This window comes from Streptomyces tendae (assembly GCF_008632955.1).
In the GTDB taxonomy this organism is placed as follows: Bacteria; Actinomycetota; Actinomycetes; order Streptomycetales; family Streptomycetaceae; genus Streptomyces.
On record NZ_CP043959.1, the window covers coordinates 354,110 to 376,230 of the forward strand.

Below are 22,121 nucleotides of genomic sequence, written 5' to 3' on the forward strand. Positions count from 1 at the left end.
TTCGGCGCATGGGGATTCCAAGGTGGGCCGGTCGCGCGACGGCCGCAGTGGTCGTGGCCGGGGCTTTGATCATTCGGCGTGCGCTTCAGAATGCTGCGGCGCAGTCAGAGTCCGCCTCAGACTCCGGGTACGACTGGTCCCAGAACGAGCCCAATTGGCACTGGCGTTGCGAGTGCGGCGCCAAATCTCGTGGCGGCGATATCAAGGCTGACACGGAGTACAACGCCCAGCGGCACCAGTGGCGCGCAGGTACGGGGCACCCGATGCCTGAGGTCTATCAGAAGCCCTTGTAGGTCGTCGCCGCTGGGAGCTGTCGACGGGCGACGCTGGAGGCTTGTTGCCGAAGGGGACGAAGGCGGCGCGGTCTCAGTTGCGGTCTCGCTTGCCACCCGTTCCGGGTCTGTCCGCTCATGTCCGCCAGGGCTTAACAACCCTCGTGACCAGGCGCGGAGCCGACTCCACAGACGCTCGCGGACGTCCCCGGACCAAGATCGGACAACTCGTAATGCGTAGGTCTCGGGTTCGAATCCCGAAGGCGGCTCTCTTCAAAGACCAGGTCAGGTAGTTGCCGACCTGGTCTTTTGTGTTGTCTCCGGAGAGGTGGGCCAGGCGGGCGCGCCCCGCGTGGGGCGGGTCGGCAGGCGCTCGGCGCGCAGGAGTGCGCGGGCCGCCGCGAGGATCTCCTCGTCCTCTCCCGCCCCGGAGGCGACGAGGACGCGGAGCAGTCGCGTCCCCCACACATCGGGGTCCGTCGCATGGGCGTCGAGGACTCGTACGCCGTTTCTCCCGCCCGGGCCGTCGGAGGCGGTCAGACGGCGGCGGACCGCTGCCCTCAGCGCGTCGTGGAGTTCGTGGACGGTTCCGCGGGGGGCGGCGCCGGTCAGCCCGGCCGCCGCGCCCGTGGTCAACGCGGTGGCCACCAGTTCCACTCCGGTCACCATGGGTCCCTTCGGATGTGCGGGTTGTGCGTGATCGCATCGGTCACTGTGTCCGGAGGTGCTGCAATGCTGATGAAATACCGATGAAGTGCGGGAGCGGAGGCTCGGGGTGGGCGGCGAATTCCCTCATCGGCTGCGGATCGAGGTGCTCGGGCCGCTGCGGGCCTGGCGCGACGGGACCCTCTTGCATCTGGGGCCCGTCAGACGGCAGACCGTGCTGGCCGCGCTGCTGCTCCGGAACGGGGCCGTGGTCAGCCACGAGCAACTGCTCGACGGCGTGTGGGGTGCCGATCCGCCCGCGTCCGGCACCAAGGTGCTCGCCAGTCATGTCAATCCGCTGCGCAGGACGCTCGACCGCACAGGAACCCGGCACACGGAGTCGGTGATCCGCAGCGGCAAGGGCTGGTACCGCTTCGTGCTGGACGACGTCCGGCTAGATCTGGCGGACCTGGCCGAGCAGGGCGACGAGGCGCTGCGGACCAAGGCGTCCGGTGATCTCGCGGGCGCGGCCGACCAGTTGGACACGGCACTCGCGCTGTTCCAGGGGGAGCCGCTGGCCAACCTGTCAGGACCGTTCGCCCTCGCGGAGCGGGAGCGACTGCTGGAGAGACGGCGGACGTTGCGGCTGGCCCGGCTCGCCTGCCTCGTCGACCTCGGCCGGTACGGCGACGCCCTGGACGACCTGGCGTCCCTGCCCGACTCCGACCGCTACGACGAGTCGATGCTGGCGCTGAGGATGCGCGCCCTCTACGGCGGCGAACGCCAGGCGGAGGCGCTCCACGCGTACGAGGACATGCGCAGACGCCTGAGCGACGAACTCGGGGTCGACCCCGGCGAGGAACTGCGCCGGGTCCACGAAGCGGTGCTGCGTCAGGACGACGTCTCCCTCCTCGGCCCCGCGGTGCGGGCGGCCGTTCTCACCCAGCCGGTTCCGGCGCGCCGTTCCGTCAACCAACTGCCGGGTGACACGGGGCAACTGGTCGGACGGGAGGCCGAGCTGGCGGCGCTCACATCCCCGGACCCCGACGACGCGGTGTCCGTGGTGGCGGTCGACGGTGCCGCGGGGGTCGGCAAGACCGCCCTCGCGGTCCGGGCCGCCCACCGGATCCGCGACCGCTACCCCGACGGGTGCCTGTTCGTGGATCTCCACGCCCACAGCGCCGAACGCGGCAGGCCCGCACCGGAACGGGTGCTGCGGCGACTGCTGCGCTCCATCGGTGCGGACGGCGGTGAGGTGTCGGACGACCTCGACGACCTCATGGCGGCCTGGCGCGCCGTCACCAGTTCGCTGAGGCTGCTGCTTCTCCTCGACGATGCCGCGGACGCCGGGCAGATCCGGCCGCTGCTGCCCGCCGGTCCCGGCAGCAGGGTGATCGTCACGGGCCGGCAGCGGCTGGCGGGGCTGGACGCCGGCCGACGGATCACGCTGGAGTCCCTCGGCACCGGCGAGGCGACCTCGCTGCTCCGCCGGATCGTCGGGCGGGAGCGCACGGACCAGGAGCCGGAGGCGGCGGGCGAACTGGTGCGGCTGTGCGCCGGGCTTCCCCTGGCGCTGCGTATCGCGGGCACGCGTCTGCAGACCCGGCCGGCCTGGACGCTGGCGTACCTGGTGGACCGGATGGCGGGCGACGAGGGGCGCCTCGTGGAGCTCAGCGCCGGTGACCGCAGTGTGGAGGCGGCCTTCCGGCTGTCGTACGACCAGCTGCCGCCGGAGCAGCAGCGGGGCTTCCGGACACTGGGCGTGGTGCCGACGGTGGAGTTCGACGTGCGGACCCCGGCGGCCATGCTGGGGCGGCCGGCCCGTGACGTCGAGCAGATCCTGGAGAGTCTCGTCGACACGAGCCTCCTGCAGCAGCCCCTGCCGGGCCGTTACCGGCTGCACGACCTGGTCCGGGTCCACGCGCGGCGCCTGGCCGCAGCGGTACCCGCCGAGGCCGGCACCGCCCGCGAGGCGGCGCTCCGCCTCTACCTGGACGCCGCCCGGGTGGGCAGCGACTGGGGAGCCGGCGGCTATCCCACCGGTCCCGAACCGTCCGCGACGTCGTTCACCGACTGGCGGGAGGCCGCGGTCTGGCTGGACGAGGCCGGCGGGGAGCTGGTGGACGTCGTCGGCCAAGCGGTGGCGTACGGCCGGGCCGACCACGCCTGCTGGATCGCCGAGGCCCTGACGGACCACTTCGTCGGCCGGGGCCGCCTCCACGAGTGCCAGGCGGCGCTGGAGACGGCGTTACCCCATGCGGACGCGGTGGCGGACCGGCGGATGGCGCCCGCCCTGCACAACTGTCTCGGCTACACGCTCACCCATCGGGCACGCTTCCCCGAGGCCTTCCGCCACCTGCGCAGTGCGCTCCACCTCAGCCGGGAGCGCGGGGAGCGGCACGAGGAGGGACGGGCCCTCGTCGGCCTCGGCGCGATGACCGGGCTGGGCGCCACGGGACCGGATGCCGCCCGGAGCGACGAGGGGGCGTCCTGGATCGTCGCGGGCCGGGAACTGGCCGAGCGCTACGACGACCACTGGCTCGTCGCGATGGCCTCCTTCGCCCTCGGCTTCGTCCGCCACGGCCAGGGCAGGGACGAGGAAGCACTCGCCTGTTTCCGCGACGCACACGCCCGGGGCAGGGCCATGGGCCGGCCGCGGGCCATGAGCAGGGCGCTGACCTCGAACCTCGACCTCCATCTCTATCTCGACCCGTCGGCGGCCAGAGTCCTGTTCCGTCAGGTGGCGGACCTCGTCCAGCGGACCGGTGACGTCCTGCTCCACACCCTTACCCTGGCCCGGCTCGGGACGGCGGAGCACAAGGCGGGGAACCTCGACGCCGCAGCGGCCGTATTCCGGCACGCCCTCGCGCAGCTCGGAACACCGGCTCCGCTCGACGATCCCGACCGCGACCGGCGGGAGATGGACCTGCGGTGCCGGCTGGGCCGCACCTACCGGGCGGCCGGGCGGCTCGCCGAGGCCCGGGAGCAGTTCCGGACCGCGCTGGCGGTGCCCGGCGCCCACAAGTACCCCAAGGAGCACGCTCAGGCGGTCGAAGGGCTCGGTCCCGGCGAGGACCCCGTGCGTCCCGGGTGATCACGCCCGTCGGAGAAGGACGAGGCCCCGGTCGTTCACCTCTGGCGACCGGGGGTCCTCGTGGGTCGGATCGGGCCACGGCGGCGACACTCCCCCGAGTTGCGCGGCTGACGCGCGCACCCCCGGGCCAGATCCGATGTAGTGATCACATCAAACCTTGCCAACCGATGGCTAACATATGGCCAATGGATCCCCGTTCGGTCACCCGGAAGGCAGTGGTGCGGCGTGACACGGCGCGTGCTGCGTTTCGGACTGCTCGGGACACCGGTCCTCCACGACGGTGAGCGGGCCGGTGAGGAGCAGGGTGACGCCCCGCTTCTCACCGTGACCGGTCCCAAGCTGCGCACACTGCTGGCCGTCCTGTTGCTCGACGCCGGACGGGTCGTCTCCGTGGAGGCATTGAAGGAGGCCCTGTGGGGCGCCGCACCGCCCCTCTCCGCGCTGCCCTCGCTGCACAACCACGTGGCCCGGCTGCGGCGGCTGCTCGACGAGCCGGACCGGCTGGTCACCGTGCCCACCGGGTACGTGCTCCGCGTCGACGAGGGCGAGCTGGACGTCCACGTCTTCGACGCCCACACCGCCGCCGCCCGTGCCGCGTACGTCGAGGGCGACTGGGAGCGGGTGCGCCGCGCCTGCGAGGGCGCGCTCGCGCTGTGGCGGGGCAGTCCGCTGGCCGGGCTGCCGCAGGAGGTGGGCGGGTACGCCCTGGTGCGGCGGCTGGAGGAGGCGCGGCTGCTGCTCCTGGAGTGGCGCCACGACGCCGAACTCGCCCTGGGCGGCGACCGTCTCGCCGACCTCGTCCCCGAACTGGCGGCGCTGGCCGCCGAGCATCCGCTGCGTGAGGCGTACCACCGGCAGCTGATGCTCGCGCTGCACCGCACCGGCCGCCAGGCGGAGGCCCTCGTGGTCCACCGTGATCTGCGGGCCCGCCTGGCCGACGAACTCGGTGTCGAGCCGGGGCGGGGGGTCCGCGAGGCCCACGTGGCGGTGCTGCGGGGGAGCGGGGCGCGGCCCCAGCGCCCGGACCGCCCGGACCGCCCGGACCGCCCGGACCGCCCGGACCGCCCGGATCACCCGGATCGCCCGGACCGCCCGGACCGATCGGACCGGTCGGGTGAGGGCATGGGGCGGGTGCGGCCCGCTCAACTGCCGCCCCCACCCGCCTGGTTCACCGGACGGGCCCGCGTACGGGAGGACATACGGCAGGCGCTCGCCGGGGCGCCGGGCACGGGCGGAGGTGCCGCCGCCGTAGTCCTGAGCGGGACGGCCGGGGTCGGCAAGAGCGCCCTCGCGCTCCATGTCGCGCATGCCCTGGCGGAACGTTTCAGCGATGGTCAGCTGTACGTCGCCCTGCAGGGCACGGTGCCCGGTACGGCACCCCTGACCGCCGCGCAGGCGCTCGCCGTGCTCCTGCGTGACCTCGGTGTCTCACCCTGCGACATCCCCGAACACCAGGAAGCCGCATCCGCCTTGCTGCGGTCCCTGCTCGCACCCACCCGCACGCTCCTGGTGCTGGACGACGCCGCGAGCGCCGCCCAGGTACGGCCGTTGCTGCCGGCCGGAGGGGGCTGTGCCGTGATCGTCACCAGCCGCTCACCCCTCACCGCCCTCGACGGCTTCGCGCGCTTCCCGCTCGGTCCGCTGACCGGCGAGGAGAGCGCCGAGCTGCTGCGCGCCGCCTCGGGGCGGGACGGCCTGGCCGCCGGCCATCCGCTGGTCGCGCTCACCGGGCGCCTTCCGCTGGCGCTGCGGGTGGTCGCGGCCCGGCTCGCCGCGCGCCGGGCCCTCACCCCGGACGCGCTCGCCGGACAACTCACCGCCGCCGAAAACAGGTTGTCCCACCTGGAGTACGACGACCTCAGCGTCCGCCGCTCGCTGGCCGTCACCCACGACACGCTCGCCGCCTCCGAGCGCCGCGTCGACCGGGACGCGGCCCTCGCCCTGTGCCACCTCGGCGCCCACGACCTGCCGTCCTGCACCGCCCCGGTGCTGGCGCGGCTCGCCGGGATCGACGAGATGCGGGCAGAGGCGGCACTGGACCGGCTCGTGGACGTGGCCCTGCTGGAGGAGACCGCGTACGGGCGCTACGTGCCGTACGAGCTGGTCCGTGACTTCGCCCGCGAACGCGCGGCCGGGGCTACGGCGGGCGAGGGCGGGGGCGACGACGGGGACGGGGCCAGGGACGGTCAGGTCCGACAGCGGCGGCCGGTCACTTCGCGTCGGCGTAGCACTCCACCACCGCCGTGCTGAACGGGAACCGTACCGGCGTCTGCCCGAACGCGATCCTGCCCGCCGCCTCGGCGGACCCGCGGATCGCCGCCGTCACCGCTTCCGCCTCCTCCTCGGGGCAGTGGACGATCACCTCGTCGTGCTGGAAGAACACCAGCTCCGCCGCCATCCCGGTCAGCGCCTGGCGCAGCCCCGCGAGCAGCAGCAGCGCCCAGTCGGCCGCGCTGCCCTGGACCACGAAGTTGCGGGCGAAGCGGCCGCGGGCGCGGGCGTCGGTCGAGGCGTACCCGGGGACCCACACGCGGGCGTCGGAGGCGCGGTCCTCCTCCCCGGCCGGCCCGACCGGGATGCCCGCCTCCTCCGTGGCGTCGTCCGTCGTCCGGGCGGCCGGCGGGCAGGTGCGGCCCAGCCACGTCCGCACCAGCCGGCCCTCCTCGCCCGCGCGGGCGGCCTCGTCGACGTACGCCACGGCCTTGGGGAAGCGGCGGCGCAGCGCGGCGAGGTTCTTCAGGCCGTCGCCGGAGGTCTGGCCGTAGACCGCGCCGAGCACGGCGATCTTGGCGCGGTCGCGGTCGCCCGAGAAGGCCCGCTCCGACACCGCCTGGTAGAGGTCGCTCTCACGCCCGGCCACCTCCATCAGCCCGGGGTCGCGGGAGATCGCCGCCAGCACCCGGGGCTCCATCTGGTCGGCGTCGGCGACGACGAGCCGCCAGCCGGGGTCGGCGACCGCCGCGCGGCGGATCACCTTGGGGATCTGCAGGGCGCCCCCGCCGTTGGTCACCCAGCGGCCGGTCACCGTGCCGCCCGCGAGGAACTCCGGGCGGAAGCGGCCGTTACGCACCCAGTCCTGCAGCCAGGACCAGCCGTGGGCGACCCAGATCCGGTACAGCTTCTTGTACTCCAGGAGCGGCTCGACCGCCGGGTGGTCGACCGAGTGGAGTTCCCAGCGGCGGGTCGAGGTCACCTTGATCCCGGCCTGCGCGAACGCCTTGACCACGTCGGCCGGCAGGTCGGGCCGCACCCGGCGGCCGAAGGCGGTGGACACCTCGTCGGCCAGCTCGGCCAGCCGGCGCGGCTCGCCCCCGCCCGCGTACCGCTCGCCGAGCAGGTCGTGCAGCACCGCGCGGTGCACGTCCGCGCGCCAGGGCAGCCCCGCGCGGTTCATCTCGGCGGCGACCAGCGTGCCGGCCGACTCGGCGGCGGTCAGCAGCCGCATCCGGTCCGGGTGCGCGGTGGCGTCGGTGCGCCGCTGCTGCTCGGCGTAGACCGCGAGCAGGTCGGCCAGCGGCAGCGGGGTCGCCTGCGGGTCGAACAGCGGCGACTGCGCACCCGGTTCGGCGTGCCGCTGCGGCGGATCGGGCGGTACGGGGCCGCCGCGCAGCCGGGCCAGCGCGGCGGCGGCCGAGTGCGGCTCCCCGTACCGCCCCTCGTGGCCGAGGAGCAGGGTCTCGACGGCCTCGATGTCGTAGGCCCGCTCCACTCGCACCCCCGTGGCGAGCAGGCGCGGATACACCTCGGCGGTGGACCGCCACACCCACCGGACCACGCCCGGCCGGCTCCGCACGGCCTCGGCGAGGTCCGCCTCGCGCCGCACCGGCCCGCAGGGCAGCCCGTCCGGGCCGAGGGGGGCGACGTCCACGCCACCGTCCTCGGCCGGAGCGAGCGCCCAGCGGCCGGTCATGTACGCGAGTGTCGCAGGGGGGTCTGACAACGGCCTGGTGGGAGGCGTCGTGGGAGGTGTCGTCCAGCCCGGCGGTCAGTCCCGCGCCGGCTCGCCCTCCGTCTTCGTCTCGACGTACTGCGCGAGCATCTCGACGAGGTACCGCTCGGTGGCGGCCTTGTCGACGCCGAGACCGCTGAGCACACCGGTGCCGTTCTCGTGTTCGAGGAGCGCGAGCAGGATGTGCTCGGTGCCGATGTAGTTGTGGCCGAGGCGCAGGGCCTCGCGGAACGTGAGCTCCAGGACCTTCTTGGCAGCCGGGCCGTACGGCACCAGCTCGGGGGCGTCCTCGACGGCCGGGGGCAGCGCCGCGCGTGCGGCCTCACGGACCGCGTCGAGGGTGACGCCCTGCTCGGTGATCGCCTTGACGGCCAGGCCCTGCGGTTCGGCCAGCAGGCCGAGGACCAGGTGCTCGGGGAGGCCCTCGGCGTTGTGGGCGGCCTGGGCCTCGTTGTGGGCGGCCATGACCGTGTTGCGGGCGCGGGGCGTGTAGCGGTTGAAGCCCTGGTTCGGGTCGAGGTCGTTGCCCTCCTTCGGCACGAAGCGCTTCTGGGCGGCCTGCCGGGTGACGCCCATGCTCTTGCCGATGTCCGTCCAGGATGCGCCGGAGCGCCGGGCCTGGTCGACGAAGTGGCCGATCAGGTGGTCGGCGACGTCACCGAGGTGCTCGCCGGCGAGCACCGCGTCCTGGAGCTGTTCGAGCGGTTCGTCGTGGACCGTCTTGATGGCCGCGATGAGGTCGTCGAGACGGACGGATGACTTGATGGCGGGGTTCGTCGTCATGGTGTCAACCGTAAGTTGACAGTAGGGGAGTGTCAACCCGTGGTTGACACCTTCGAGTGACATTCCGAGGCATGGCACGATCGGGTGTGTGAGTACGTCCGGCACCGTCGACCGCGCCTTCCGATCCGCCCTCTACGACACGGGCGACGACGCCCTGGACACGGCTGCCTCGCTGCTCGCGGCCGACCCGGCCGCCGACGCGGAACTGGCGCGACGTGGCGAGGAGTTCGTGGCGAGCGCGTGGCAGCGCGGCTGGCAGCCCGCCGACGTGGTCCGGGTGGTGCGCCGCGAACTGGACGAGACCCACGTACGCCTGGCCGCCTCCCTGATCCGGGCCCGGGCGCCGCGCGACGGCCGGCCGCGCGGGCCGCGCTGGAAGGCCCAGCTCGACGAACTGCCGACGGACACCGGCCCGCGCGGTGACCGCTTCTCGTACGCCACCGCCGTCCTGGAGCTGTACCGACTGCTGCTGCGGCTGCCCCCGCTGGAACCGCTGGACGACGTGACGGCACCCGGCGGGCGGGAGCGGCGGCCCGAGTCGCGCGTGCTCGGCCGCATCCGGGCGCTGCTGGCGAAGGCGGAGGGGACGGGGTTCCCGGAGGAGGCGGAGGCGCTCAGCGCCAAGGCGCAGGAACTGATGGCGCGGCACAGCGTCGACGAGGCGCTGCTCGCGGCGCGGTCGCCCGCCGCCCGGACGCCGGACGCCTGCCGGATCGGCGTGGAGCCGCCGTACGAGCAGGCCAAGGCGGTACTGCTGGACGCGGTCGCCACGGCGAACCACTGCCGGGCGGTGTGGAACGAGCCGTTCGGCTTCTCCACGGTGGTCGGCTTCGCCTCCGACCTGGAGGCGGTCGAACTGCTCCACACCTCGCTCCTGGTGCAGGCAACCACAGCCATGACCAGGGCGGAGGCCGAGCAGCGCAAGGGCGGCCGCAAGCGGACCAAGACCTTCCGGCAGTCCTTCCTCGCCGCGTACGCGCACCGCGTGGGCGCGCGGCTCGCGGCGGCGGCCGAGGTGCAGGTGAGCGACGACCTGCTGCCCGTCCTGGCCTCACGGGAGGTCGCGGTCACCGAACGGACGGACCGGCTGTTCCCGGAGACGACCACCACGCGCCTGCGCGGCGTGAGCGACGCGGCGGGCTGGGAACAGGGAGCCCGCGCGGCGGACGAGGCGCAGGTGCGGGGGCGGCCGCGCCTGCCCTGAGCCCGCCAGGGCCGCACTCGCGGCCGGTGAGACGGCTGCCGGGTCCTGCCGCGGATCCGGCGGACGGGGCCTAGGAACCCAGGCCCTCCGTCGGCAGCCCCGGAGGCAGCGAGCCGCCCTCCGCCTTGGTGTATGTCTCCGTGCCGGCGCCGCCCGTCCAGGCGATCGTGAGGGACGTCGAGTCGACCGACTCCACCGTGCCCTTCGTACGGTCCCCGTTGCCGGCCGGGCACTTCAGGCTGATCGAGCCGCCCCCGTCGTCCTCCGTCGCGGTGCCGCTGCACACGGTGCCGCCCGTGGCGAACAGGGCCGCCTCCCCGCCGGTGACCATGAGGACCACCGCGTTGCCGTCCGCGGTCGTCAGCCAGCTGCCCTGGAGTCCCCCGGCCGGGGCCTCGCCCGCACCGGAGCCTCCCGTCCCGCCCCCGTCGTCCGGGGTGCGCGTGGCCGGCGGCGTGGACGAGGACGGGTGGTCGTCCGAGCCGCCGTCGCTGCACGCCGTCAGGGTGAGCGTGCCGACCAGACCCACGGCCGCGGCGGCGATCCGCGCGCGCCGGGAACGGGTTCCGCGACGTGTCCGCCCGTACGCCGCCGGACCGGCCCGGTCCGCCGTACCCACCGAAGCCTTCGAAGTCACTGCGAGCCCCTCCCTGTAGCCGGCCCGGACGGCCGGACGACCGCAGCCAGCTAACAGGAACCGCCCGGTACCCGGCCAGACCCGCGTGACGGACCTCGCACCCCCGGCGCCGGCTCGTCGGAGGCACGTCACCGTCCTCCCACCAGAACGGCACACGAGGGAACACAAAGGCGCTCGCGTGCGTCTTTGAAGCAGCGAGGTTCGGTAAAGCGTCCGTCAAAGCGGACATCGGGGGTCCGGTGAGGCTGTAATCGGGGGAACACCCCGCGTGCACGTGCATCTGCCCATGCATATGCAGGTGAACGGAGTTATGATCCGGGTCAGTTGACTACTGCATCAATGGCCACACCAGCCAGTGCACCAGCGGGGAGCGACCTGTGGACCACGACGTGTACGACGGCGACGGGCGCGACGGTGCCGGCGCGTCCGGCGTGTACAACGGCATGGCGGCCACCCGGCTGGACGGTGTGGCCTGGCAGAAGAGCCGGCACAGCAACTCGCAGGGGTCCTGCGTGGAGTTCGCCCGGCTGCCCGGCGGGGACGTCGCGGTGCGCAACTCCCGCTTTCCCGAGGGGCCCGCGCTCGTCTACACGCGTGCGGAGATCGAGGCCATGCTGCTGGGCGTGAAGGACGGCGAGTTCGACCACCTGGTCGCGGGCTGACGCCGTCCGGGCGGCCGGAGTCCGGAGAAACCGGGTGCCGCCCGGCGATCTCGTCCGGAAGCCGGCCCGCACCCCGGTCGGCAACGCGCGTAGACCTGCCGCACGCATATGCGCCCGGAGGTGTCAGAGGCCGGGCACCGGACGGTCCGCCGCACCCGGGTGCCGGAACAGCGCCCACACCACCTTGCCGCTGAGCGCGCCCGCGAGCGGGTGCCAGCCCCAGCTGTCGCTGAACGAGTCGACCAGGAACAGACCGCGCCCCGACTCGGCGGAGCAGTCGTGGGACAGGTCCCCGGGGTCCCGGGTGACCGGACTGTCGTCGCTGGGATCGCGCACCGCGCACACCAGCCGCCCGGTCCACCGCATCAGGTGCAGCCGGACCGGCGGTTCCGGGGCGGCCGGTCCCGGGGCACCGGCCGGCAGCGCGTGGCGCAGGGCGTTGGTGACCAGTTCGGAGACCACCAGGCAGACGTCGTCGAACCGGTCGCCCATGTGCCACTGGTCGAGGGTCGCGCGGGTGAACTGCCGTGCCTCGCGCACCGCTTCGTAGCGGGCGTGCAGGGCGCAGGACGCTGCGTCGGAGGCGGCCGCGAGGTTCAGCGGAGGAAGGCCCTGCCGTAACGGCTCGAGCATGGTCGATCCATTCGTCCCCATGCGAGGCACTCCCGAATTCGCGGTCGTAGCGAGGCGGCGGTGGTGCGGAGACCATGGTTTCGGATGCGTACAGCAGATGCAAGGGCAGATGCACGTGCAGCTGACCGAAATCAGCCCCACCGTACGGGTTTGTTGGGCAATTTTTCCGTCATCTCCTCGTTCCCTCCTGGCTGTTCTCTTCTCATCCGGTTGCGCTTCGCCGTCCGTCCGGTGCACGTTCCTGACCGGATCGCTGAGCTGGATTCCGTTTCCGTAACCGGTCGAGTACTGCTCGAAGTGTTTTAGTGGCAGACTGCGGGCCCTGAAGACCGTTGGGGAGGCTGTCGAACGTGAGCGCGGGAGAGCCGGGATCGGTGGTGCGGCGCATGCTGCTCGGATCACAACTCAGGCGACTGCGTGAGGCGCGGGGGATCACGCGCGAGGCCGCGGGCTACTCGATCCGCGCCTCGGAATCGAAGATCAGCCGGATGGAGCTGGGCCGGGTGAGCTTCAAGACCAGGGACGTGGAAGACCTGCTGACGCTGTACGGCATCACGGACGAGCAGGAGCGGGCCTCGCTGGTCTCCCTCGCCAAGGAGGCCAACGTGGCGGGCTGGTGGCACAGTTACTCGGACGTCCTGCCCAGCTGGTTCCCCACCTACGTGGGCCTGGAGGGCGCGGCCTCCCTGCTGCGCGCCTACGAGGTGCAGTTCGTGCACGGTCTGCTGCAGACCGAGGAGTACGCCCGCGCGGTGGTGCGGCGCGGCATGAAGAGCGCGAGCGACGCCGACGTCGAACGGCGGGTGGCACTGCGCCTGGAGCGGCAGAAGTACCTGGTGTCGGAGAACGCCCCCGAGTTCCACGTCGTCCTCGACGAGGCGGCCCTGCGCCGGCCCTACGGCGACCGCGCGGTGATGCGCGGCCAGCTCCAGCACCTCATCGACATCTCCGAGCGGCCCAACATCCGTCTTCAGGTGGTGCCGTTCAGCCTCGGCGGCCACTCCGGGGAGTCCGGCGCGTTCACCATTCTCAGCTTCCCCGAGTCCGACCTGTCGGACGTCGTGTACCTGGAGCAGCTCACCAGCGCGCTCTACCTGGACAAGTCCGAGGACGTGGCCCAGTACGAGAAGGCGCTCAAGGAACTGCAGCACGACAGCCCGGGTCCGGCGGAGAGCCGGGACCTGCTCCGGGGCCTGCTGCAACTGTCCTGAGGGCGCCGCCAACTCCCTTGAAACACAAGTACGATGACGTGCGATCAGACCACGGAGCTGATCAGCGCTCTGCTGACGCAGCAAGGGATCGAGGGATCGCATGTCGTCGTACTTCACCGACCTGGCTCAGCAGTACATCGACGGTGAGTGGCGCCCGGGCACCGGCTCCTGGGACATCATCGACTTCAACCCGTACGACGACGAGAAGCTCGCGTCGATCACCATCGCCACGGTCGACGAGGTCGACCAGGCGTACCGGTCGGCCGCCCGCGCGCAGAAGGAGTGGGCGGCCACCAACCCCTACGCCCGCCGCGCGGTGTTCGAGAAGGCGCTCCGGCTGGTCGAGGAGCGCGAGGAGGAGATAGCCGAGGCGATCGTCGCCGAGCTGGGCGGCACCCGCCTCAAGGCGGCCTTCGAGCTGCACCTCGCCAAGGAGTTCCTGCGCGAGTCGGTGCACCTGGCGCTGGCCCCCGAGGGCCGGATCATCCCCTCGCCGGTGGACGGCAAGGAGAACCGCGTCTACCGGGTGCCGGTCGGCGTGGTCGGCGTGATCAGCCCGTTCAACTTCCCCTTCCTGCTGTCGCTGAAGTCCGTCGCCCCCGCGCTCGCGCTGGGCAACGGCGTGGTGCTCAAGCCGCACCAGAACACGCCGATCGTCGGCGGCTCCCTGATCGGGAAGATCTTCGAGGACGCGGGGCTGCCCGCCGGTCTGCTCAACGTCGTGATCACCGACATCGCGGAGATCGGTGACGCCTTCCTGGAGCACCCGGTCCCGAAGGTCATCTCCTTCACCGGCTCCGACCAGGTCGGCCGGCACGTGGCGACCGTGTGCGCCTCCCTCTTCAAGCGCGCGGTGCTGGAGCTGGGCGGCAACAGCGCGCTGGTCGTCCTCGACGACGCCGACGTGGACTACGCGGTCGACGCGGCCGTGTTCAGCCGGTACGTGCACCAGGGCCAGGTCTGCATGGCCGCCAACCGCGTCCTGGTCGACCGCGCGGTGGCCGACGAGTTCACCGAGAAGTTCGTGGCCAAGGTCCGCTCCCTCAAGGCCGGCGACCCGCGCGACCCGGACACCGTCATCGGCCCGGTGATCAACTCCCGCCAGGCGGACGCCCTCATGGGTGTCGTCGAGCAGGCCCTCGCCGAGGGCGGCACCGCCCTGGTGCACGGCGCCCGCCGCGAGAACCTGGTCGAGCCGTCCGTCGTCACCGGCCTGCCCGCGGACTCCGCCCTGCTGCGCCAGGAGGTGTTCGGCCCCGTCGCCTTCCTCGTCCCGTTCGAGGGCGAGGAGGAGGCCGTACGCATCGTGAACGACACCCCGTACGGGCTCAGCGGTGCCGTGCACACCGGGGACGTCGAGCGGGGCGTGCGCTTCGCCAAGCAGATCGACTCCGGGATGTTCCACGTTAACGACGGCACCGTGCACGACGAGCCGATCGTGCCGTTCGGCGGCGAGAAGCACTCCGGCGTCGGCCGGCTGAACGGCGACACCATGCTGGACGCCTTCACCACCACGAAGTGGATCTCGGTGCAGCACGGCCGCAGCGGCTTCCCGTTCTGAGCCGCACCCCGGGCCCCGTACGTACCGCGCGCCTCGCAGGCCCGCTTCCGGCCCGGCCGGAAGCGGGCCTACGCTGGTCCGCATGTCAGTGATCCGTCTTCTCGTGCTCGGCGCGGTGCGCCAGCACGGGCGGGCCCACGGCTACCAGGTGCGCAACGACCTGGAGTACTGGGGCGCGCACGAGTGGTCCAACGCCAAGCCCGGGTCGATCTACCACGCGCTGAAGCAGATGGCCAAGCAGGGACTGCTGCGTGCGCACGAGACCGCCCCCTCCACGGCGGGCGGCCCGCCGCGCACGGAGTACGAGGTCACCGAGCAGGGCGCCGAGGAGTACTTCCGGCTGCTGCGGGAGGCGCTGACCTCCTACGACCAGAAGCCGGACGTGCTCTCGGCCGGGCTCGGCCTGATGGTCGACCTGGAGCGGGCGGAGGCCCTGGCCCTGCTGGAGCAGCGGCTGGCGTCGATCGGGGAGTGGCGCAAGGCCGTCACGGAGTACTACACGCCCGAGGGCGGCCCGGGCCGGCTCGGCCACATCGGCGAGATCATGGACTTCTGGGTGCACTCGGCGGACACCGGTGCCGCCTGGACCCGCGGCCTCGTCGAACGCATCCGGGGCGGCGCCTACACCTTCGCCGGCGAGGGCGAGCCGTTCGTCGGCGTGCTCGCCGAGGGCGAGGAGAACCCGTACGGGACGGGACAGCGGCATCCGGGGGATGTCGAGTAATCAAGTTTGACGAGTGGGTGGGCCGGGCATTACGGTCGAGGCGCTAGTCAAGTTTGACTAATAAGGGGGCTTCAGTGTCCGACGCGGCGATCACCGTCGAGGAAGCACGCAAGACGTACCGGGGGCCCAAGGGCACCGGCACACCCGCACTGGACGGACTCGACCTCACCGTCGCCCGGGGCACGGTCCACGCGGTGCTCGGGCCGAACGGCGCGGGCAAGACCACCCTGGTGCGGGTCCTGTCCACCCTGCTGCGCCCCGACTCCGGCCGGGTCGTGGTCGCGGGGCACGACGTGGTGCGCGAGGCGTACGAGGTACGGCTGCGGATCGGCCTGCTGGGCCAGCACGCGGCACTCGACGAGGAACTCGGCGGCCGGCAGAACCTCGAACTGTTCGGCCGCCTCCACCACCTGGGCGCACGGCGGGCCCGCGCCCGGGCCGGCGAACTGCTGGAGCGCTTCGAGCTCTCCGGCACCGGGGCCAAGGCGGTGCGGCAGTACAGCGGCGGCATGCGGCGCCGGCTGGACCTCGCCGCCTCCCTGATCACCGAACCGGAGGTGCTCTTCCTGGACGAACCGACCACCGGACTCGACCCGCGCGGGCGCGCGGAGGTGTGGAGCGCGGTCCGCTCCCTGGTGGGCGGCGGGACGACGGTCCTGCTCACCACCCAGTACCTGGAGGAGGCCGACCAACTGGCCGACCGGGTCTCGATGGTGGACTCCGGCCGGGTCGTCGCGGACGGCACGGCCGACGAGCTCAAGGCGGCCACCGGCGGCGACCGCATCGACGTCGTCCTGCGCGACGCCGGACAGCTGGACGCGGCCGCCGCCCTGCTGCCCGTGGAGCGGGAGGCGGTCACCGTGGACACCGACCGGAGGCTGCTGAGCGCCCCCGTCACCGACCGCATGGCGGCCCTCGCCGCCGTGGTCCGCGCCCTGGAGGGCGCCGGTGTCGAGGCCGAGGACATCGCCCTGCGCAGACCGACCCTCGACGAGGTGTTCCTGCATCTGACCGGGCGCGACGAACGAGTGAAGGAGGCAGCGTGAGCAGCACGGCCTACGCACTGACCGACTCCTGGACCATGACCCGCAGGGAGCTGGCCCGCTGGGGCCGGCAGCCGGTCGCCGTGGTGGTGAACCTGGTCTTCCCGGTGATGCTGCTGCTGATGTTCGGCTACCTGGTCGGCGGCGGCCGGGGGGTGAGCGGCGACTACCTCGACTTCCTGGTGCCGGGCATGCTCGCGCTCACCATGGCCTTCGGGCTGGAGGGCACGATGATCGCAGTCACCCAGGACATGAACAAGGGGGTCCTCGACCGCTTCCGGTCCATGCCGATGGCGGACGGCGCGGTGCTGGTGGGCCGCTCCGCGGCCGACATGCTCCAGTCGGCGCTCGGTCTCGTGGTGCTGTTCGGCGTGGCCGCCGCGCTGGGCTGGCGCGCCCACGGCGGACCGGCCGCGTTCCTGGGCGCGGTGGGGCTGCTCCTGCTGTTCCGGTTCGCGATGCTGTGGATCGGCATCCACCTGGCGCTGGTGGCGGGCAGGCCGGAGATGGTGCAGGCCGTGCAGATCCTGGTCTGGCCGGTCGGTTTCCTCTCCAACGCCTTCGCCACCCCCGGTTCCATGCCCGGCTGGCTGGCCACGGTCGTCGGATGGAACCCGCTGTCCCACACGGCCACGGCCGTACGGGACCTGTTCGGCGGGCCCGGCGGGGAACCGGGGCACGTGGGGGCGGCGATCGCCTGGCCGCTCGCCCTGCTCGCGGTCTTCTTCCCGCTGGCGGTCCGGCGGTTCGCGCGGCTCAGCCGCTGAAACACGTGTCCGGCTCCCATGCGCGCGGGAGCCGGACCACGGTCAGTGGTGGAATCCCGTCGCCGCGTTCCGGTCCCGGGTGAGCGGGTGCGGCTGGCGGCGCAGGTCCGGCAGCAGCCGGGTCAGGTCCTCGGCGAACAGGTCGGCGAGGTCCTCGGAGAAGCCGTTGCGGCACACCACCCGCAGCACCGCCAGGTCCTCACGGTTCGCCGGGAAGGTGTACGCGGGCACCAGCCAGCCGGTCTCCCGCAGCCGCCGGGCCACGTCGAAGACGTCGTACGCCGTCACGTCCGGCGCGGTGGTGAAGGCGAACACCGGCAACTCGTCGCCCCGGGTGAGCAGCCGGAAGTCGCCGAGCGCCTCGATGCGCGCGGACAGCCCCGTGGCCACGTCCCGGGCGGCCTGCTGCACCGCCCGGTAGCCCTCGCGGCCCAGGCGCAGGAAGGAGTAGTACTGCGCCACGACCTGGGCGCCCGGGCGGGAGAAGTTCAGCGCGAAGGTGGGCAGGTCGCCGCCCAGGTAGTTCACCCGGAAGACCAGTTCCTCGGGCAGCGCCGTCACGTCCCGCCACAGCACCCAGCCCACACCCGGGTACACCAGCCCGTACTTGTGCCCGGAGGTGTTGACGGACGCCACCCGCGGCAGGCGGAAGTCCCACACCAGGTCCTCGTCGAGGAACGGCGCGATCATCGCCCCGGACGCCCCGTCGACGTGCACGGGGACGTCCAGGCCGGTGCGTTCCTGGAGGTCGTCCAGCGCCGCGCACAGCTCGGCGATCGGCTCGTAGGACCCGTCGAAGGTGGAGCCCAGGATGCCGACGACGCCGATGGTGTTCTCGTCGCACAGCTCGGCGGCCGCCGCCGGGTCGAGGTGGAACCGGTCGCCCTCCATGGGCACCTGACGGGGCTCCACCTCCCAGAAGGTGCAGAACTTGTCCCAGCAGACCTGCACGTTCACGCCCATCACGAGGTTGGGGCGGGCCTCGCGCGAGGGGTACCGGCCGGCGTTGCGCAGCGACCAGCGCCGCTTGAGCGCCAGACCGGCCAGCATGCAGGCCTCGCTGGAGCCGGTGGTCGAACAGCCCACGGCCTTGTCGGGGTCGGGGGCGTGCCACAGGTCGGCGAGCATCGACACGCAGCGCCGCTCCAGCTCGGCGGTGCGCGGGTACTCGTCCTTGTCGATCATGTTCTTGTCCCGGCACTCCGCCATCAGCAGCCCGGCCTCGGGCTCCATCCAGGTGGTGACGAAGGTGGCCAGGTTCAGCCGCGCGTTGCCGTCCAGCATCAGCTCGTCGTGCACCAGCTGATACGCCGTCGACGGCGCCATCGGGTCGTCCGGGAGGCGGTGCTTGGGCGGCGCCTCGGTCATACCCCCGACCGGGTTCGCCGGTCCGAGGAACGGGTTGACGGACAGCGGGCGCTCGCCGGCCGTCCGGCCTTGGTGCAGCGGCATGGGTCCTCCGTACGGTGTCGGACGGCCCGGGCGCGGGCCGTTCGGAGAGGGAAGCGGACGGTCACCGGACCGCCGTCCCGTCCGCCCGCAACTGCATGTGCGGGCGGCCCGTGACGAGCAGCCAGGCGGGAAGGGTGGCCAGGCAGAGGAGGGTGAGGATGCCGGTGTCGGCGACCAGCACGGCCGCGACGAACAGGCTGACCCAGCCCTGTCGGGTGACGGCCAGCAGCAGGCCCAGGACGCCCGCCGACACGCCGACCGCCGGGTGCACCGCGGGCACCAGCGCGTGGGCGCACAGGCCGAGCGCGGTTCCCACGAACACCGCGGGGAAGATCCGGCCGCCGCGGAAACCGCTGCAGGTGGCGACGAGCAGCGCGGCCAGCTTCACCACCGTCATCGTGGCGAACTCGCCCGCCGACCAGCCGTCCGGGTCGCGGGCCAGCTCGGCGATCTCGTCGAGCCCCTTGAACAGCGTCAGATGTCCGCCGAGCGCCGCGAGGCCGCCCAGGACGGCGCCGCCGGCCGGGAGCATCAGCATCGGGTGGCGCAGCCGCCCGAACGCCCGGTGGACGAAGGGAAAGGCGTACACGGCGCACATGCCGAGCAGCGCGCCCGCCGGGGCGACCACGAGGGACGCCAGCAGGTCGCTCCAGCCCGGTCGCCCGAACGGCGGCAGATGCAGGTCGAAGCTCGGCTCGGACACCAGCGTGGTGGTGAGGGCCCCGGCCCCGGCGGCGGCCAGCGGGGCGAAGAGGCTGTCCCACAGCTGCCCCTTCACGCGCTGCCCGGCCAGCGCCTCGGAGATCACCAGCGCGGCGGCGACCGGTGTGCCGAACAGCGCGCCGATGGTCCCCGCCTCCGCCAGGGCCACCCACCCGCGCTGCGGCGCCCGGGGGAAGGCCCGGGTGCCGAGCCAGAGGGCCAGCGCGACGTTCACCGCGATGATCGGGTTCTCCGGACCCAGGCTGGGGCCGCCGGCCAGGACGAACGCGGTCGCCAGCAGCAGCCCGGGCAGCACCGCGGGCGGCAGCACCGGCGCCTCCAGCCCGGTGGTCGCCGGGTCGGGGCCCGCGTGGCCGGGCACCTTCCAGACCACCAGCCCGACCGCCACCCCCGTGGCGACGAGCACCGTGAACATCCACAGCACGGAGTACCGGCCGACGCCGACCGCGTCCGGCAGGGTCTGCCACAACACGTCCTGCAGCTCCTCGGCCGCCGCGCTCACCCCGAGCAGGACCAGGCTCGTCACCACGCCGACCAGCAGCGCGGGCACGATGGTCGGCAGGAGGGTGCGCGCCGCGGTCGCCGGGACGGCGGCGGGAGCCGGCTGCGTGCTGTCCTGGGCCACGCGCACACGATAAGCGGGCGAAAGGGATAAACCGGGAACCCGCTTGCACCTCACGTGGCGTGAGGACCCAGGCTGGGGCACGGAACGGAAGGGGAGCGGAAGTGAGCTACTCCGTAGGACAGGTGGCCGGCTTCGCCGGTGTCACGGTGCGCACCCTGCACCACTACGACGCCATCGGCCTGCTGGTGCCGACCGGGCGCAGCCACGCGGGGCACCGCCGGTACGGCGACGCCGACCTCGACCGGCTGCAGCAGATCCTGTTCTACCGCGAGCTCGGCTTCCCGCTGGAGCAGGTCGCCGCCCTGCTCGACGACCCGGACGCGGACCCGCGCGCGCACCTGCGCCGCCAGCACGACCTGCTGACCGCCCGGATCGAGAGGCTGCAGAAGATGGCGGCGGCCGTGGAACAGGCCATGGAGGCACGCACGATGGGGATCAACCTGACACCGGAGGAGAAGTTCGAGGTCTTCGGGGACTTCGACCCCGACCAGTACCAGGAGGAGGTCCAGGAACGCTGGGGCGACACCGACGCCTACCGCCAGTCGCGGGAGCGGACGGCCTCCTACACCAAGGAGGACTGGCAGCGGATCCAGCGCGAGGCCGACGAGCTGACCCGCCGGTTCGTCGCCCTGATGGAGGCCGGCGAGCCGGCCGACTCCGAGGCCGCGATGGACGCGGCCGAGGACCACCGCCGGGGCATCTCCCGCAACCACTACGACTGCGGCCACGAGATGCACACCTGCCTGGGCGAGATGTACGTCGGCGACGAGCGGTTCACGCGGAACATCGACCAGGCCAAGCCCGGTCTGGCCGCCTACATGCGGGACGCGATCCTCGCCAACGCGGTACGGCACACCGCCTGAGCGGTCGTGGCCCGGACGGCCCGGGCCACGACCAGCGGCGATCGCTCATGGCGCCGGCTCGCGGCTTTCCCCGGGCGGGGGCACAGTGCATCCTGGGTACCCCCGCGGAACCTGGGCTTCAATGGTTGCGTTCATAATTTGGGCAGCCAGCCCCCGCCCTTGACCCCCAGCTGCAGGAGCCACATCCCCGTGACCACGCTTGCGCTCGGCCCCGAGTGGCTGAGCCCGGACTACCTCATCGAGACCTTCAGCCTCCCCGGCATCCTGCTGATCGTCTTCGCGGAGTCCGGACTCTTCGCGTTCCTGCCCGGTGACTCCCTGCTGTTCACGGCGGGTCTGTTCGTGGCCGAGGGGACCTACATCAGCCAGCCGCTGTGGCTGGTGTGCCTCCTGATCGTGCTCGCCGCGGTGATCGGCGACCAGGTCGGCTACATGATCGGCAAGTTCTTCGGGCCCCGGCTGTTCAGCCGGCCCAACTCCAAGCTCTTCAAGCAGGAGAACCTGGAGAAGGCCCACGAGTTCATGGAGAAGTACGGCCCCAAGGCGATCGTCCTGGCCCGCTTCGTCCCCATCGTGCGGACTTTCGCGCCCATCGTGGCCGGCGCCGGCCGCATGAAGTACCGCACGTTCCTCACGTACAACATCATCGGCGGTGTCGCCTGGGGCACGGGTGTCACCCTCGCCGGGTACTGGCTCGGCCAGATCAACTTCATCAAGACCAACGTCGAGGCGATCCTCATCCTGATCGTCTTCGTCTCCGTGGTCCCGATCCTCATCGAGTACCTGCGCGAACGCGGGAAGAAGAAGCGCGCCGCCGCCGAGGCCCCGGCCGCCGCCCCGCAGTACGCCCAGCCGCCGGTCATGGACGACGCCACCACCCAGCTGCGCCGTGTCACCCCGGCCGCCCCGCAGCAGCCCGGTCAGCAGCCCTACGGCAACCAGGGCGGCCACCCCCGGCAGCAGCCCCGCCCGCCCTACGGCAACACCCCGAACGGCCACCCGCAGCAGCAGCCCCGTCAGCAGCAGTACGGGAACGGTCAGAGGTACGACCAGCAGCAGCCGTACGGCGACGGCGGGCAGTACGACCCGCGGCAGCCCTACGGGAACGACCGGCAGCAGCCGTACAGGGACGACCGGCAGCAGCCTTACGGGGACGACCGGCAGCAGCCCTACGAGGACGACCGGCAGCAGCCCTACGGGGACGACCAGCAGTACGACCGGCAGCAGCCGTACAACGGCGGTTACTGAGCCGGTGCCGGGCGGCGGCTGCCGT

General features: G+C 72.6%; 18 protein-coding genes. 11 read left to right on the forward strand and 7 right to left on the reverse strand.

The window, feature by feature from the left end; genetic code table 11:
• Positions 1-557: 557 nt before the first annotated feature.
• Positions 558-941: a hypothetical protein gene (locus F3L20_RS01695; RefSeq protein WP_150151434.1), complete on the reverse strand. Its 384-nt coding sequence runs from the start codon at positions 939-941 to the stop codon at positions 558-560.
• A gap of 106 nt (positions 942-1,047) precedes the next feature.
• On the opposite strand from F3L20_RS01695, the gene F3L20_RS01700 reads away from it, so the two are divergent.
• Positions 1,048-4,011 (forward strand): AfsR/SARP family transcriptional regulator, encoded by a 2,964-nt coding sequence (locus F3L20_RS01700; protein WP_240810818.1) that lies wholly within the window; start codon positions 1,048-1,050, stop codon positions 4,009-4,011.
• A 225-nt stretch (positions 4,012-4,236) separates the two neighbouring features.
• A complete protein-coding gene (locus F3L20_RS01705; protein ID WP_150151438.1) occupies positions 4,237-6,261 on the forward strand; it encodes an AfsR/SARP family transcriptional regulator in 2,025 nt (674 codons plus the stop codon).
• On the opposite strand, the gene F3L20_RS01710 is transcribed toward F3L20_RS01705, so the two are convergent.
• Together F3L20_RS01710 and F3L20_RS01715 are read right to left on the reverse strand one after the other, a co-directional pair.
• Positions 6,221-7,921, reverse strand: a complete 1,701-nt coding sequence (locus F3L20_RS01710; protein WP_150151441.1) for a bifunctional 3'-5' exonuclease/DNA polymerase — start codon at positions 7,919-7,921, stop codon at positions 6,221-6,223. The two genes, F3L20_RS01705 and F3L20_RS01710, sit on opposite strands and share 41 nt — an antisense overlap.
• 75 nt (positions 7,922-7,996) lie before the next feature.
• A complete protein-coding gene (locus F3L20_RS01715; protein WP_150151444.1) occupies positions 7,997-8,743 on the reverse strand; it encodes a Clp protease N-terminal domain-containing protein in 747 nt (248 codons plus the stop codon).
• An 88-nt stretch (positions 8,744-8,831) separates the two neighbouring features.
• Here F3L20_RS01715 and F3L20_RS01720 point away from each other — a divergent pair, with 88 nt between their 5' ends.
• Entirely contained in the window at positions 8,832-9,947 is a 1,116-nt protein-coding gene (locus F3L20_RS01720; RefSeq protein ID WP_150151448.1) for a DUF2786 domain-containing protein, read from the forward strand.
• Positions 9,948-10,017: 70 nt separating this feature from the next.
• On the opposite strand, the gene F3L20_RS01725 is transcribed toward F3L20_RS01720, so the two are convergent.
• Entirely contained in the window at positions 10,018-10,584 is a 567-nt protein-coding gene (locus F3L20_RS01725; protein WP_382685357.1) for a hypothetical protein, read from the reverse strand.
• A gap of 377 nt (positions 10,585-10,961) precedes the next feature.
• On the opposite strand from F3L20_RS01725, the gene F3L20_RS01730 reads away from it, so the two are divergent.
• Positions 10,962-11,246 (forward strand): DUF397 domain-containing protein, encoded by a 285-nt coding sequence (locus F3L20_RS01730; protein WP_150151451.1) that lies wholly within the window; start codon positions 10,962-10,964, stop codon positions 11,244-11,246.
• A gap of 123 nt (positions 11,247-11,369) precedes the next feature.
• Here F3L20_RS01730 and F3L20_RS01735 read toward each other — a convergent pair whose 3' ends face one another.
• Complete coding sequence (locus F3L20_RS01735) at positions 11,370-11,879, reverse strand: ATP-binding protein (protein WP_150151454.1); 510 nt, start codon at positions 11,877-11,879, stop codon at positions 11,370-11,372.
• A gap of 386 nt (positions 11,880-12,265) precedes the next feature.
• Here F3L20_RS01735 and F3L20_RS01745 point away from each other — a divergent pair, with 386 nt between their 5' ends.
• From F3L20_RS01745 to F3L20_RS01765, 5 genes are all read left to right on the forward strand, one after another.
• Complete coding sequence (locus F3L20_RS01745) at positions 12,266-13,090, forward strand: helix-turn-helix domain-containing protein (RefSeq protein WP_051490012.1); 825 nt, start codon at positions 12,266-12,268, stop codon at positions 13,088-13,090.
• Positions 13,091-13,190: 100 nt separating this feature from the next.
• A complete protein-coding gene (locus F3L20_RS01750) occupies positions 13,191-14,651 on the forward strand; it encodes an aldehyde dehydrogenase family protein (RefSeq protein WP_150151457.1) in 1,461 nt (486 codons plus the stop codon).
• A gap of 82 nt (positions 14,652-14,733) precedes the next feature.
• Positions 14,734-15,375, forward strand: a complete 642-nt coding sequence (locus F3L20_RS01755; protein ID WP_150151460.1) for a PadR family transcriptional regulator — start codon at positions 14,734-14,736, stop codon at positions 15,373-15,375.
• Positions 15,376-15,449: 74 nt separating this feature from the next.
• On the forward strand, positions 15,450-16,421 hold the full coding sequence (locus F3L20_RS01760; RefSeq protein ID WP_150151463.1) for an ATP-binding cassette domain-containing protein: 972 nt from the start codon (positions 15,450-15,452) through the stop codon (positions 16,419-16,421).
• Between the two features lie 35 nt (positions 16,422-16,456).
• A complete protein-coding gene (locus F3L20_RS01765) occupies positions 16,457-17,185 on the forward strand; it encodes an ABC transporter permease (RefSeq protein ID WP_150157186.1) in 729 nt (242 codons plus the stop codon).
• A 42-nt stretch (positions 17,186-17,227) separates the two neighbouring features.
• Here F3L20_RS01765 and F3L20_RS01770 read toward each other — a convergent pair whose 3' ends face one another.
• Together F3L20_RS01770 and F3L20_RS01775 are read right to left on the reverse strand one after the other, a co-directional pair.
• Complete coding sequence (locus F3L20_RS01770; RefSeq protein WP_150151466.1) at positions 17,228-18,637, reverse strand: glutamate decarboxylase; 1,410 nt, start codon at positions 18,635-18,637, stop codon at positions 17,228-17,230.
• A gap of 61 nt (positions 18,638-18,698) precedes the next feature.
• Complete coding sequence (locus F3L20_RS01775) at positions 18,699-19,985, reverse strand: ion channel protein (RefSeq protein ID WP_150151469.1); 1,287 nt, start codon at positions 19,983-19,985, stop codon at positions 18,699-18,701.
• A gap of 101 nt (positions 19,986-20,086) precedes the next feature.
• Between F3L20_RS01775 and F3L20_RS01780 the strand changes: the two genes are divergently transcribed.
• Together F3L20_RS01780 and F3L20_RS01785 are read left to right on the forward strand one after the other, a co-directional pair.
• Entirely contained in the window at positions 20,087-20,848 is a 762-nt protein-coding gene (locus F3L20_RS01780; RefSeq protein WP_150151472.1) for a MerR family transcriptional regulator, read from the forward strand.
• Between the two features lie 189 nt (positions 20,849-21,037).
• Complete coding sequence (locus F3L20_RS01785; protein WP_150151475.1) at positions 21,038-22,096, forward strand: DedA family protein; 1,059 nt, start codon at positions 21,038-21,040, stop codon at positions 22,094-22,096.
• Positions 22,097-22,121 lie beyond the last annotated feature (25 nt).